Source organism: Desulfonatronovibrio hydrogenovorans DSM 9292, from assembly GCF_000686525.1.
Lineage (GTDB): Bacteria > Desulfobacterota > Desulfovibrionia > Desulfovibrionales > Desulfonatronovibrionaceae > Desulfonatronovibrio > Desulfonatronovibrio hydrogenovorans.
In genome coordinates this window covers 183,929-198,279 of the sequence record NZ_KK365986.1, presented here as the reverse complement: position 1 = coordinate 198,279, position 14,351 = coordinate 183,929, and the positions used below count along the sequence as shown (strand labels likewise).

Here is a 14,351-nt window from a genome sequence, read left to right as displayed (position 1 = left end):
GCACCTCAAACCTTTCCGCTCCGGGCCGGGCAGAGCTGTATCCGGACCAGGACCAGCCGGCAACCCCGGCCCTGCGCCTTGGGAATGCTATTCCACCACCCACACGCTGCAGTTCTTGATATGGTGAATGATCTTGGTGGACACGCTGCCGAACAGAAACTCCTCAGCCTTGGAAACACCTCTCCGGCCCACAACAACAGTTCCAAAACCGCCCTCTTTCTGGGCATGCATGATCTGATCGGCCACACTCCGTCCGGCCTTCCGGCCAGAGGGACAGGTGAATTCAGCACCAGGCAGATAATTGACTGTGATCCGTTCAGACTTGACTCCGTGTTTCAGCAGAATCTCCCTGGCCTTGTCCAGGAACACCCTGATCTTTTCCTGCTCTTCCTGACAGGCCGCGCACCACGACTCTTCATCCGGATAAATATCCCGTTCAGGCAGGCGTTCAGCGTAAAACAAATGAATATCGCAATCCCCTGCCTTGCCGGTCATAACTCCGGTGTATTCAACCGCCCGGGCTGAGTTATCCGAGGCATCGACAGCCACAAGGATTTTCTTGAAGTTCATCTGCACCTCCCTGGTTAAAGGTCAGCAAAAAAAGAAAACTGGCCGTTAAGCCGGGACTCATCCTTTTGCAAGATCCCTGCTGGCTTTGGCCAGATCTCCCAGCAGCTCGTCAACGCTCTCATAGGTAACGTAGGTCCCTTTGGAAAAATGCATCAGGACATGATTAAGGGACCTGGGGATGTAGGGAAAAAGCTTTTTCAGGTTAATGAGCCGGTTGGGAAAAAGCACAGAAAAATCATCAGGAGAAAGCCCATTGAAAAACTCCCGGCCGGACCGGGTCGAAGGAAGGCTGACATTGTCATGGACCCCTTTTCCGGTGATAAAAAGCAGGATACTGCCCAAGCCGAACAGGTCCAGGCCAAAGGGGTTTTCCACGCTTTCATAGGCATAGTCAAAATCAATCCACCTGTAATGGCCTGATCCGTATTCGACAAAGATATGGTCCCGCCGCACATCCCCGTGTTTTTCACCGTGGTGATGCATGAAGCCGAGGGCCTCGCAGGCCCCCATGAATTTTTCCAGGATCTCAGGAAATTTCTCCTGAAAATAGGTTTCATGGTCCATGTCCAGGTCTTCCACAATATTGTCCAGGCTCTTCCCCCAGACTATGTCCAGGATCCGGACCGGATTTCCAGCATCATCCAGAAGAGTCCGGCCCTGCATGAACCTTAAGTCCCCCCTGACCAGATCCAGAATCCTGGATTCCTTCCTGGGGCTGCGAAAACAATTGATGGTCAGCTGTCCGATTTTCTGATCAAATTTTTCATGAAAGACCAGTTTGAGGATGTGCCTCTCACCAGTATCAAGATCCCGGCACCGTTTGACCCAGAACTTGGGATCCTCCATACCGAACCGCCGTTCAGCCTCATCCCGGAGCACCAGAAAACGCCTGTCTTCCAGGCTGATGACGTCTCCGTAGGAGATATCCATGAACTCGGTGGTGTCAGTATATATTTTTCCACAATGCCTGGTGGGAAAGGAAGGCATGAGTTCCTTGAGCAGTTCTCTGGCCGAATTATCCAAGTCCTCACCTCCTTTGTTCTGGGAAGTTCATCAGCCTGTGGCTGGCTGTCCAGGAGCACCTGACCGGGCAGAGGCAAGCCGGGCCGGCTCAAGCCATCGCAGTCAGGATACTCATGAAATTGCCCCGCCCTGGCTCCAGTCTGAACTGAATAAAGGGAATTAACTTGCAAGGGTATTTTGCCCAGACAAATGCAGGGCTTTCAATGACAGTCAGCCGGACTGTTCATTTGAAAATCGCTCAGTAAAGGTAAATATAAGACAGTCCGGAATATTAGTCAAAAAATCATGATCAGGCTGCCCTGCCGACCGCAGGTCTTTGCTTTGCGATAGGAAAAAAACAGGTCCTCCCGGCATCTGGTACACAGATCAAGGGAAAATATTTTTTCAGGCCTTACCCCTGCCTCCAGGAGCTGATCCCTGGTCAAAGACCATAAATCCATGGTTCCTAGCCGGGGATCATAGTATCTGGAATAATCACTGGTCCAATGCTCATCCAGCCGGTCAAATCTGGCACAGCACGGTCCCAGGCTGGGGCCGCGCACAGCTGTCAGTTCCCCGGGACTCAGCCGGTAACGGGCGCAGAAATCAGCAACCCCTGTTCCAGGAAATCCAGCCCTGTTTCCCCGCCAGCCCACATGCAGGCCGCAGACGAATTTCCCGGATTCATGGGCCAGAAAAATCGGCTGGCAATCAGCTGTCTTGATCAGTACAGCAGCCCCAGGACAGGAGGTCCCGGCTCCGTCCCCCCTGAGATCTGATCCCTGGAGGAAATCCCCGGACAGGTCAAAATGGATCTTTGTGCCATGAACCTGGTTAAGTTCAACCAGTCTTTCAAAGCCCAGCTCCTTCTGCAGGGCCTGACGATTATTCAGAACATTGTTTTCTTCATCCCCGACCTCAAAAGAAATATTGCCTGAGCTGAAGTTGCCGGAACTGATCCCGCCCAGCCTGGTTCCGAATACACATCTGATCCTGTCCATCCCTGGAAAACTAAACTGCAGATACTTCAATATTGCCCCCAGTCCGGAGGATGTGAATATAAAATCTCCTCCTCATGCTTTGTCTTTATCATGCCTTGCTCAACAAGGGCCGTTTAAGCCCGGATGTGAGAAATTTTAACCTGAACTGAACGATTTTTAATGTAGCTGTCCAGTATTGGTGCCATTGCGGGCACCCGGAGGGTGCGTGGCAATCTTATGGATAGATATCCTGACCGAGGTTACTTCTGCCGGTTCCCGGCTTGGCAATGACCAAAAAAACCTCAGTCCGGGAAAGATTTGCCCCTGGATCACTTCAGCTCAGCCCGTTTCCAGAACTCCCTGCTCAGCAACAATCATATCCACCGGCACATCCCATTCATCCCTGGGCAGCTGATCTGTTACTTGAAAATCATACCCAAAACCAATAAGTAAAGGTTTGGGACCGGTCAGACCGGACAGGTAGCGGTCAAAAAATCCCCGGCCATAGCCCAGGCGGACCCCGCAGCGGTCAAAGGCCAGGCCGGGAAGAATGCACATGGCCTTACTTTTGTTGATAAATTTTTGGGCTGAATCCGGACATGGCTCGTCAATGCCGAAAGAACCCGGTTCAAGGCTGTCAAGACCTGTGACCCGGTAATAGTCCATGGTGCAGGAAGTGCAGTCGCATTTGGGAGCATAGACTTCTTTGGACCTGGCAACCATCTCCAGGATCAAAGACCTAGTGTCAACCTCGTTTCTGACAGGCAGATAAACCAGACAGGCCGGGTATTGACCCATCAGAGGCAGATCAAGAAAATTCCTGATGATCCTGCGGCTTTTCCGGGCCACTTCATCCCTGGTAAGTCCGGCCCTGGCCAGAAGCATTTTCTGTCTGATGTCCTGTTTGGTCATGATCTTTATCCCAAGAACATTGGCCGGTTTTAACTGTGATAACTGGTCTGCATTACTAAATCAGGAAGATAAACCAAGGCCTGACTCCAACCGGGACCGGCTGAAGAACTTATAACTCAGGAGAAAACAATGAACAATCCATATATCAGGGGGATCGTGCTGGGCGGATCAGTAGGCCTCATTGCCACCTGGTTCGGCATGGAACCTATCCGGGCCCTCTTTTTAGGCATCCTCTGCGGCCTTCTGGCCGTGCTGACCCGGATGGCAGCCCAGAAAGGAAAGAACAGAAAACTATAGTTCCAGATACCGGCCTGTGACTGAATCCGGGTTATCCCGGATCTCCTCTGGAGTGCCCCGGGCCACTATCCGGCCACCGTTTTCACCCCCTCCCGGACCCAGGTCCACAACATAGTCAGCGCAGGCCACAACATCAAGGTTGTGCTCAATGACCACGATGCTTGCCCCCTTGTCCACCAGCCTGTTCAGGACCTGAATCAGCTTGCCCACCTCGTGGGTGTGCAGGCCTGTGGTGGGCTCATCCAGGATGTACAGGGTCCCGGGCAGGCTCTTTTTGCTCAATTCCCTGGAAATCTTGATCCTTTGAGCCTCCCCCCCGGACAGGGTGGTGGCTGGCTGGCCCAGTCTCAGGTACTCCAGGCCGACCTCCTCCAGAATGCCCAGTTTCCTCTCCAGGATGGAGTAACTCTTGAAGAATTCCCTGGCCTGCCGCACTGACAGATCCAGGACCTGGGAAATATTCAACCCCTTGTACTCCACATCCAGGGTCTCCCGGTTGTATCTCTTGCCTTCGCACACCTCGCAGGTCACATAGATATCAGGCAGAAAATGCATCTCCACCTGGATCTGACCGTCTCCCCGGCAGGATTCACACCGCCCCCCCCGGACATTAAAGCTGAACCGGCCGGGCTTGTATCCCCGTTTTCTGGATTCCACGGTCTGGGCAAAGATCTTCCTTATTTCATCAAAGACCTTGGTATAGGTGGCTGGATTGGATCTGGGGGTCCGGCCGATGGGAGACTGGTCAATGGCAACAATCTTCTCTATCTGCCCGGCTCCGCTGATGGAGCTGATGAGCCCGGGATTATCCACTTTGAGCCCCCTGGCCAGGGCCAGGTGTTTGTACAAAGAATCAACCACCAGAGAACTTTTACCTGAGCCGGACACCCCGGTGACCACCACCAGACCTTTCAGGGGAAGCTCAAAGTCAATATTCTGGAGGTTATTGGTCCTTATTCCGGTCAGGATTATGGACTGGGCAAGCTTTCTTCTGCTGACCGGTCTGGGGATGGTCAGATCCTTGCGCAGGTACTTTCCGGTCAGGGAGCTGTCCGCCTGGAGCATCCCGGCCACGTCCCCCTGAAAAACAATCTCACCCCCCAGGGCCCCGGACCCCGGGCCAAGCTCCAGGACATGATCAGCCGACCTGATGGTGGCTTCGTCATGTTCCACCACCAAAACCGTATTTCCCCTGCTCTGCAGCTGGCGCAGGGTGCTAATCAGCCGGTCATTATCCCTGGGATGAAGACCGATGCTGGGTTCGTCCAGGACATACGTCACACCCACCAGGCCCGATCCCAGCTGTCCAGCCAGCCTGATCCTCTGAGCCTCTCCTCCGGACAGGGTGGACATGTTCCTGGCCAGACTGATGTAGTCAAGACCCACATTAACCAGGAACTTCAGTCTGTGGCTCAGCTCCCGGACAAGAGGACCAGCGATCTTTTTTTCCAGCTCTCTGAATTTCAATTTCTCCAGCCACTCCAGGGCCCTGGCAATAGGCAGACTGGTAAAATCCCGGATATTCATATCCCGGACATAGACGGCCAGAGACTCAGGTCTGAGCCTGGCTCCCTGACATTGAGGGCAGGGTCTGGCCTGCCTGAACCTGGACAGTTCATCGCGCCAGATATGGCCGAACCCGTAGCCTTGCTCAAGCAGAGCCAGGACTCCGCTGAAACCCAGGTCTTCATCTCCAGCAAAAAGTGCCTCCAACCCCTGGGGAGAATATTCAGCTAATGGAGTATTCAGATTAAAGCCGAACTTTTGGCCCAGCTTTTTCAGATCCCTTTCATATCTGGACAGGATTTTGGGATTTTTCCAGGGAATAACCGCCCCCTGATTCAGGGACAGACCCTTGTTGGGAGCTATGAGTTCCGGTTCAAAGTAGTCCACACTGCCGATACCCGAGCATTGGGCACAGGCTCCCTGGGGGCTGTTAAAGGAAAAAAGCTGAGGGCTGGGCCTGGGCATGGATATCCTGCATTCCGGGCAGACCGCCTCAGTGCTGAAAAAGATCTCTTCTCCATCAATGACCGAGACCTTTAGAATTCCGGATGACAGACTCAGGGCCAGTTCAACCGAATCAGCCAGCCTCTTGCGGATCCCGGATTTAAGAATGAGCCGGTCCACCACAAGATCCATGGAATGGCGCCGGTTCTTGTCCAGCTCAGGCAACGGCTCCAGGGGAGTGACCTGTCCATTGATCCTGACCCGGGCAAAACCCTGGGCCTTGAGCTTTTTCAACAGCTCAAGATGGGTGCCTTTTTTGTTCTCCACTAAGGGGCTGAGGATCATAAACCTGGTTCCTGGTTCCAGGTTGATGATATCGTCAATAATCCTGGAGGAGGACTGGGCTGTGATCTCCCGTTGGCATTCAGGGCAGATGGGCTGGCCCAGTCTGGCAAAGAACACCCGGAGAAAATCATATATTTCGGTCACTGTGCCCACAGTGGAGCGCGGATTGCGGGACATGGAGTGCTGCTCAATGGAAATGGCCGGAGAAAGTCCTTCGATCTTGTCCACCTGAGGCTTGTCCAGCTGGGGCAGAAACTGCCTGGCATAGGCTGACAGGGACTCAACATAGCGCCTCTGACCCTCGGCATAGATGATGTCAAAGGCCAGGGTGGACTTGCCAGAGCCGGATGGTCCGCAGATGACCACCAGACTGTGCCTTGGTATGTCCAGGGAAATGGACTTCAGGTTGTGATGCCTGGCTCCTGTTACTGATATGTATTCTTTCATGGCTGGATCAACTGTCCGGTAAAAGGTTAACCTGGTCTTGTCCGGGCAGGTTGCCCCGGTCCCTGCAGGGAATGGCCCACCCTGTCTTTTTTGCTTGCTTCATGACCGGGCCATGACTTAGGCTGGGTCTGGCGGACTGGGAGATGGTCCTCAATTCAAACATTATGCTCAAACAATATAGAATGAAACGAATAAAATTCATTGTCAACGGCCGGGTCCAGGGAGTAGGATTCAGACCCTTTGTCTTTCGTCTGGCCACGGAACACGGGCTTGCCGGCCAGGTCTCCAACAATGAACTGGGGGTTGTCATCGAAGTCCAGGGACCAGGTCCGAGTCTGGAAAAATTCCGGTCCAGCCTGACCACCAGACAGCCTCCCCTGGCTGAAATCACCCATGTCAGGACCATTGACCTGGAACCCGCAGCCGGTGCAGAAGGTTTCTTTATCACCCCCAGCTCTGGTCAGGGTGAGCATCAGGTCCTCATCAGTCCTGACGCAGCCATCTGTCCTGACTGTGAACAGGAGCTGCTGAATCCCCGGGACAGAAGGTTTCTTTATCCATTCATCAATTGCACCAATTGCGGCCCCAGACTGACCATAACCAGGTCCATACCCTATGATCGGCCCATGACCTCCATGGCCTGTTTTGCCATGTGCCAGGATTGTCTGGCCGAATACAACGACCCCATGGACCGGCGCTTTCATGCCCAGCCCAATGCCTGTGTCCGGTGCGGGCCTGAAGTGTGGCTTACTGATAAGCAGGGAAACCAGCTTGTCAAAGGGGATCAGGCCATTAGTATGGCTGCCCGGGCCATCCAGGCCGGGAAAATAGTGGCAGCCAAAGGCCTGGGGGGATTTCATCTCATCTGTGATGCCTGCCAGGACCACAGCGTTCAGGAGCTGCGCACAAGAAAAAACCGGCCGGATAAATCCCTGGCCGTGATGGTGGCTGACCTGGATACTGCCCGGAAAGTTGGACACATAGATCAGGAACAGGAAAAACTTCTGACCAGCCCGGCCCGGCCCATAATAATCCTGACCCGGAAGTTCGAAACTGTCCTGAGTTCCAGTTTGTCTCCGGACACCAGCACCCTGGGGATCATGCTTCCCTATACCCCTTTGCACATGATCCTTTTTTACCACCTGAAAGAATTGGCCCCCAGTGACCTGATCCAGGCTCTGGTCATGACCTCGGGCAATTTCAGTTCAGAACCCATCAGCCTGGGCAACCGGGAGGCCCTGAACCGGCTGGAGCCCATTGCCGACCTGTTTCTCCTGCACAACCGGGATATACTGATCCGCTGTGATGATTCTGTTTTGAGCGCATCCCAAGCTGGAACCCATTTCTTTCGCCGGGCCAGAGGGTACACTCCTTCTCCGGTCTTTTTGTCCAGCCAGGGACCTTCCATCCTGGGAACCGGACCGGAGCTCAAAAACACCATCTGCCTGACCAAAAAAGACCAGGCTTTTGTATCCCAGCACATCGGTGACCTGAAAAATCTTGAAACCTATGATTTTTTCCTGGAAACCATCAGCCATTTCCAGGATATCCTTAAAACCAGGCCCCAGGCAGTGGTCTGTGATCTCCATCCGGATTACCTGAGCTCCAGATATGCCCGGGATGAGTCCGGACTTCCGGTTTTCACCCTGCAGCACCACTTTGCCCATATTTTTTCAGTTATGGCTGAAAACCGGCATGACGGGCCTTGTCTGGGCCTGGCCATTGACGGCACAGGACTAGGCCCGGACCGGACCCTGTGGGGAGGAGAGCTGCTTGTGGTGGATAACACTCTGCCCTCCATGGAAAGACTGGGGTCTTTCTCTCCGGTGGCCCTGCCCGGTGGAGAAAAGGCCATTGAAGAGCCTTGGCGCATCGCCTTGAGTTTTTTGCATCAGCTGGGAGCCCTGGACCAGGATTTTCTGCCCTGGCAGAAAAAATTTAAAAACCAGGAGATTATTGTCCGCAAGATGCTCAACCAGAACATCAACGCGCCCCTGTCCACAGGCTGCGGCCGGCTGTTTGATGCAGTCAGCGCTCTTCTTGGGCTGGTGGAATCCATAAATTATGAAGGCCAGGGAGCCATCATCCTGGAAAAGATCCAGGACTTTAGTGATCAAACCGTCTATCCGGTGGAAGTCTCGGACCAGGACGGCCTGCTGGTCCTGGACACCCTGGGACTTTTCTCCAGAGTCCTTGATGACCTGCGTTCGGGAACCAGTCCGGAGAAAATCAGCCGGCGCTTTCACCTTTCCCTTGCGCACGGGATTTGCAAATGGGCTTCCATGGCAGCCCGGCAGACCGGCATCAAAACCCTGGGCTTAAGTGGCGGGGTCCTGCAGAACATCACCCTGCACAACCTGTTATGGACCGGTCTCCAGTCCAGGGGGTTCAAGGTCCTGACCCACAGGCTGCTTCCGCCCAGCGACGCCTGCATTTCCCTGGGCCAGGCCGTATACGGCCGGATAATGCTGAAAAAATAAACCAGAGGCTGTCCGGCCTGTCAGACAGTATTTAACCGGCCCGGACAATATTTTAAAAAGCTGTACCAGGAATCCAGACCTGAGATGAATCAACCCTGCCCCAGAAAAGCCCTTATTCTAAACCTGACCAGATTCGGGGACCTCATCCAGAGCCAGCCGGTTTTGACCTGGCTTAAAAAACAGGGATACACCACCCACCTTGTCTGTCTGGAAAATTTTGCTGCTGCAGCCAGGCTCCTTAAAGATGCAGACTACATCCGCCCCCTGCCCGGAGCTAAGATCCTGGCCCTTACCGACGCATCCTGGATCAAGGCGGTGGCCGAACTTGAAAGGTGGGCCCAGGGGATGATCTCCAGCCAAAAATTTGACGTGGCCGTCAACCTGACCCCCTCAGTCAGCTCCAGGCTCCTGACCAGTCTTGTCCGGTCCGGCGAATTACGGGGGTTTTTCCTGGATGAAATGGGCTATGGCTGCTATTCCGGCAATTGGGCCGCTTTTCTCCAGGCATCTTCAGCCCACAGAGGATGCAGCCCCTTTAATGTCACTGACATGTTTGTCCGGGCTGCCCATCTCAGCCCGGACCGGATCAGACTCAGGGTCAAAAAGCCTGACCCGGGCCTGGTCAATGCCATGGCCGAAAATCTTGCCAGGGCATCGGGCAGCCGCTCTTTTTCCGGGTACATGGCTTTTCAGCTGGGAGCCAGCGACAGCAGGCGGCGCTGGCCAGTAAAAAATTTCGCCCGGCTGGGAGACAGGCTGGTAAAGGAGCTGAACATCTGTCCGGTTCTTCTGGGTTCGGAAAATGAACAGGATCTTGGCCGCAGATACCAGGATCTTTCAAAGCAGTCTCTGGTCAATCTCATCGGACGCACCGATCTGGATGAGCTGTCTGCCGCCCTGGTCTGCACAGGGCTTTTGGTAACCAACGACACCGGGACCCTGCACCTGGCAGCCGGACTTGGCATCAAAAGCATCTCTTTTTTCCTGGCCACTGCCCAGCCCTGGGATACCGGACCTTATCTGGACGGCTGTCTGTGTCTGGAGCCGGAGATTAAATGCCATCCCTGCTCTTTTTCCCACCAGTGCCAGAATGACCTGGCCTGCAGACAGACCATCTCAGCGGATCTGGTTTTCAGGATACTGAACCGGTTCAGGCTGGAAAAAAAATGGCCATGCCTTGCAACAGATCAGGCCAGGATCCGGGAAACCTCCATCAAAGATGGCTGGTTCAGGCTAAAGCCCATGAACGATTCCGCCTGGAATGATTATTCCAGATGGATGGCTGTCCAGAGCCACTTCTACCGCCTCTTTCTGGATGGTCACCCCCTGACCTTCCCGGATCAGACCATGAGACCCGGACCGGATTTCTGCCAGGAGGTCACCACCCGGATCAGTGAGCTGCTTCCCCTGCTCAACCTGGCCATGGAACAGGCCTCTGTCCTGAAAAAAACGGCTGTCTCCCTGCTCAAAAAAAGATTTCTGACCACCTGGCAGAAGCTGAGCCGCGAACTGGCCCAAAGCCCTCACTTTCCGGTTCTGGGCATGCTCTGGACTTATCAGAGCCAGGCCGCATCAACCGACCTGGACCAGATAGCCGACCTCTGCCGCGCTTACCATCTGCTCCTGGAAAATATGCAAAGTTTTCTGAACCATTCATAACAACCATTTTCTTTTGCTGTTCATCCCGGTCCCAGCCTTACCCGGGACTGCTGCCATCCTGCCCTGCATCCGGCTGAAAGTCTTTTCCCTGTTCAAACATGTTCAGGATGTCTGGCTAAATAATCCTGGCACACATATTGTATAAAACCCTTCAAACCCTGTTGGATAGACAAAATTTTCCCATATCAAATTTAAGCCCAATGACTACAGGAGGTCAGAATGATCGTAATAGACGGTAAAACAAGCGATCTCAGCATCAAGAACTTTAACAACCTTGAGGATCTGCTCGTCAATGTCATGGAAGAGGACCAGATGAACAAGCGCATAGTCACCGACGTCCTGGTCGATGACGAGGCCTTTTCAGAAATTTATCCGCACCAGGCAGAAGACCTTGAAACCGGGGAGATAAACAAGGTGGAAATCCGGACCATGGACACCACGGACATGGCCATCAACATCACCCGTGAACTTTACAAGGTCATAACCCTCATGTCCAAAGGCGGAAAGCAGGTTGCTGAATTCTTCCGCCAGGCCGACGACGCTGAAGCCCTGGACATGTACCAGGATCTTCTTGAGGTCACCAGGGACTTCATGGGCATGGTCAGCGTACTCAAAGAGGAATTTCAGCTGAAAAATAACCAGCGTATGGAAAAAGGCGTGGAAAGGCTTTCCGAGCTGTTCACCGAAATGATCGAGGTCCAGGAAAACGAGGACTGGATCCTCCTGTCCGATCTCATTGAGTATGAATTCCTGCCCCTGGTTGAAAACTGGAAAAAAATCGTTTCTGAAATAAGGGAAGAACTGCGGGGGGTAGCCTGAAAAAAACAGGACCAGCCCTTAAGCAAAAGGGACTCAAACCCACTGGTCCGGGTCCTGTCCTGCCAGGACAGCCCAACTACTCAGCCACCCATTAAGAAATCCCTGGAAGGAGATCCCATGAACAACGCATCAGCCCGACTCGACCTGGCCTATGATTTAAGCTGCAGAGAACTGGCCAGCCTTGAGGAGGAAGACATTGAACAGGCCCATGAACTGGCTGAAGAACGGGCAAAAATATTTGACGAGCTTTTTTCTTCCAGCTCCTCGGCCCGGCCTGAGCAGTTTACTGAAAAACTGAAGAAGCTGCAGAAAATGCAGTTTCAGCTGACTGACTCAGCCAGAAAACTGCACGGAACCCTCAGGGAAGAATTAAAAAGGGTCAAAGGCGAAAACCAGAGATTGACCGGCTACAAAAAATGCTCATCCATCACCCCCATGTTCAGTTCATACCTCAATAAAAAAGGCTGACCTTTAGTGCCGGGGGAACCATTGGCTTCCCCCGGATTTCATCCCCCTTATATCCCTGCTTAAATTTTTTACCTGTCAGGTCTTGATTAACAGACCTGTCTTCTTTACAATAACCTCTTGACAAAAATGTGTCTTGTCCGGCTTCTTAATTCTTTTTAAGTACAACTTTTTCTCAGGAGGTTGAAATGAGTGGTAAAAATTGGTTCAAGGCTGTGACGGCCTTTTTGCTTGTGCTTTTTTTGAGCTCGCCGTCCATGGCCCAGACCATCAGGATTGCGGTGGCTTCACCGTTTACAGGTGCCCTGGCCGCCTACGGCGACAACGTAAGAGCCGGAGTCACCCTTAAAGTCGAGGAAATCAACGCCCAGGGCGGAATCAACGGTCAGCAGATCCAGGTGGAGTGGATGGACGAACAGTGTGAGCCCAGGGAGGCTGCCACTGTTTCCTCGCGCATTGCCCAGAACAGGAATATTGTCGGCGTGGTAGGCCATCTCTGCTCATCTGCCCATCTGGCTGCCCTGCCCACATATCTGCGTCAGGGCGTTCCGGTCATCTCCCCCACTGCCACCAGCGTGGCCATCAGTGACCAGAGCAAGGACCGCAACGGCAATACCTGGGCCTTCCGGGTTGTCTACCGTGACGACTACCAGGGAGAATTCCTGGCCAGGTACGTCAATGAAGTCCTTGAACTGCAGAACATTGCTGTATTTTATGAAAACAACGACTATGGCATCGGACTCAAGGACGCCTTTGTCAACAAGGCCAGGGAACTGGGCCTGAATATCGTGGGCCAGGAAGCATATATCAAGGGAGCTTCAGACTTTAATCCTCAGCTGACCAGACTTCGCGGCAGCAATCCCGATGGCCTGTTCATCTCCGGATACTACCCTGAAGGCGCTCTCATTGCCGGGCAGGCCGACAACCTGGGCATGAAAGTGGCCAAATTCGGAGCCGACGGCTTTGACAATGCCGATTACATCAGCCTGGCCGGATCATCCGCTGAAAACACCTACCTGACTGTACCATTTTTGCCTGACGTGGCTGAAGGCGAAGCTGAGGCCTTTCTCCAGAACTTCAGGGAACGCTTTGACCGTGAAGTGGACTGGATGAGCGCCAATGCCTACGATGCAGCAGGGATTCTTCTGCAGGCCATTGCCGAGGCCGGGGCAGACCGGGCCAAGATCAGGGAGTACCTGGCTTCCATGAACTCTCCTGAAAAGGGATACCACGGCATCGCCGGGCTGACCTATTTCAATGAAAAAGGAGACTCCCTCAAGCCCGCTTTTGTCAAAAAAGTCCAGGATGGACAGTTTGTTGCTGCGCCGATTCAGCTTGATTAAGCATTGAACTCATTACTACTTGACAAACAAGGCAGACTGGACAAAAGTCCGGCCTGCCTTGTTTTATGGATGTACTGACCATTGTCGACTGATTCGGCGGACCTGGCTGCCGGACTTGAAGATAGCTGTGGCTGAATCATTTTTTCTAAACCTTCATCAATACCATATCGGCTCACCTGACCAAGGATGATCCCTTGCTTGAACAACAACTCATCAACGGCCTGACCCTGGGCATGATCTATGCCCTCATTGCTGTGGGCTACACCATGGTTTACGGTGTGATCCAGCTCATCAACTTTGCCCACGGGGAAATATTCATGCTGGCCGCCTTTCTGGCCGTCACCTTTATTACTGTCTTTGGCTTGCCCCTCTATGTGGTCATTGTTCTGACCATGGCCTGCTGCGCCCTGATCGGAGTCCTTTTAGACATCTTTGCCTATCGCCCCTTGCGCCAGTCACCCAGGCTGGCCGCCCTGATAACCGCCATAGGCATGTCCATCTTTCTCCAGAATCTGGCCATGATAATCTGGGGCAGCAGACCCAGGCCCTTTGTCCAGGATGCTCTGCCCTCGTTTCTGCGCACCACCGCCTTCAGTATAGGCAATGCCAATGTGAGCTGGATGCAGCTGTCCATATTTGTTCTGGCTTCCACCCTGATGCTGGTCCTATTTTTCATCATCAACAAAACCAGGGTCGGTACGGCCATGCGGGCCCTGTCCCAGAACAGGACCGGTGCCGCCCTCATGGGAATCAATGTCAACCGGGTCATTTCCTTCACCTTTGCCTTGGGATCAAGCATGGGTGCTGTGGCTGGGATCATGGTGGCCATCTATTACAATACCCTCTATCCTACCATGGGCTATGTAGCCGGGGTAAAAGCCTTTGCCGCAGCTGTCCTGGGCGGCATTGGATCGGTCCCCGGGGCCATGATCGGAGGGATAGTCCTGGGAATAGCCGAAGCCCTGGGGGCCGGCTATATCTCCTCCCTTTACCGGGACGGCATAGCCTATGCTGTAATGATCGCCGTGATAATTTTCAGGCCATCGGGTATTCTTGGGAAATCAACAGTGGAAAAGGTCTGA

General features: G+C 53.5%; 12 protein-coding genes. 7 read left to right on the top strand and 5 right to left on the bottom strand.

The annotated features are described in order from the left end of the window. Positions 1-87 precede the first annotated feature (87 nt). The 4 genes from P771_RS0115655 to P771_RS18020 all read right to left on the bottom strand — a co-directional run bounded on the left by P771_RS0115655 (position 88) and on the right by P771_RS18020 (position 3,464). The gene (locus P771_RS0115655) at positions 88-570 is read right to left on the bottom strand and encodes a universal stress protein (RefSeq protein WP_028575862.1); all 483 of its coding nucleotides are present in this window, start codon (positions 568-570) and stop codon (positions 88-90) included. A gap of 57 nt (positions 571-627) precedes the next feature. Then, complete coding sequence (locus P771_RS0115650) at positions 628-1,593, bottom strand: protein kinase family protein (RefSeq protein WP_028575861.1); 966 nt, start codon at positions 1,591-1,593, stop codon at positions 628-630. Positions 1,594-1,868: 275 nt separating this feature from the next. Beyond that, complete coding sequence (locus P771_RS0115640) at positions 1,869-2,603, bottom strand: purine nucleoside phosphorylase YfiH/LACC1 family protein (protein ID WP_244147345.1); 735 nt, start codon at positions 2,601-2,603, stop codon at positions 1,869-1,871. Positions 2,604-2,891: 288 nt separating this feature from the next. After that, complete coding sequence (locus P771_RS18020; protein WP_051617485.1) at positions 2,892-3,464, bottom strand: 5-formyltetrahydrofolate cyclo-ligase; 573 nt, start codon at positions 3,462-3,464, stop codon at positions 2,892-2,894. Between the two features lie 129 nt (positions 3,465-3,593). Here P771_RS18020 and P771_RS19025 point away from each other — a divergent pair, with 129 nt between their 5' ends. Further along, entirely contained in the window at positions 3,594-3,761 is a 168-nt protein-coding gene (locus P771_RS19025) for a hypothetical protein (RefSeq protein WP_162832167.1), read from the top strand. On the opposite strand, the gene uvrA is transcribed toward P771_RS19025, so the two are convergent. After that, positions 3,756-6,503 (bottom strand): excinuclease ABC subunit UvrA, encoded by a 2,748-nt coding sequence (uvrA, locus tag P771_RS0115625; protein ID WP_028575858.1) that lies wholly within the window; start codon positions 6,501-6,503, stop codon positions 3,756-3,758. The two genes, P771_RS19025 and uvrA, sit on opposite strands and share 6 nt — an antisense overlap. A 182-nt stretch (positions 6,504-6,685) precedes the next feature. Here uvrA and hypF point away from each other — a divergent pair, with 182 nt between their 5' ends. The 6 genes from hypF (at position 6,686) to P771_RS0115585 (ending at position 14,351) form a co-directional block, all read left to right on the top strand. Then, entirely contained in the window at positions 6,686-8,983 is a 2,298-nt protein-coding gene (hypF, locus tag P771_RS0115615) for a carbamoyltransferase HypF (protein ID WP_028575857.1), read from the top strand. 84 nt (positions 8,984-9,067) lie between these two features. After that, entirely contained in the window at positions 9,068-10,642 is a 1,575-nt protein-coding gene (locus tag P771_RS0115610; protein WP_028575856.1) for a glycosyltransferase family 9 protein, read from the top strand. A 219-nt stretch (positions 10,643-10,861) separates the two neighbouring features. Continuing rightward, positions 10,862-11,461, top strand: coding sequence for a DUF8043 domain-containing protein (locus P771_RS0115600; protein ID WP_028575855.1), 600 nt, complete (start codon positions 10,862-10,864; stop codon positions 11,459-11,461). 117 nt (positions 11,462-11,578) lie between these two features. Continuing rightward, positions 11,579-11,929 carry a hypothetical protein gene (locus tag P771_RS0115595; protein WP_028575854.1) on the top strand — a complete coding sequence of 117 codons (351 nt, stop codon included), beginning with the start codon at positions 11,579-11,581 and terminating at the stop codon, positions 11,927-11,929. Between the two features lie 185 nt (positions 11,930-12,114). Further along, on the top strand, positions 12,115-13,269 hold the full coding sequence (locus tag P771_RS0115590; protein ID WP_028575853.1) for an ABC transporter substrate-binding protein: 1,155 nt from the start codon (positions 12,115-12,117) through the stop codon (positions 13,267-13,269). Positions 13,270-13,463: 194 nt separating this feature from the next. Further along, the gene (locus P771_RS0115585; RefSeq protein WP_028575852.1) at positions 13,464-14,351 is read left to right on the top strand and encodes a branched-chain amino acid ABC transporter permease; all 888 of its coding nucleotides are present in this window, start codon (positions 13,464-13,466) and stop codon (positions 14,349-14,351) included.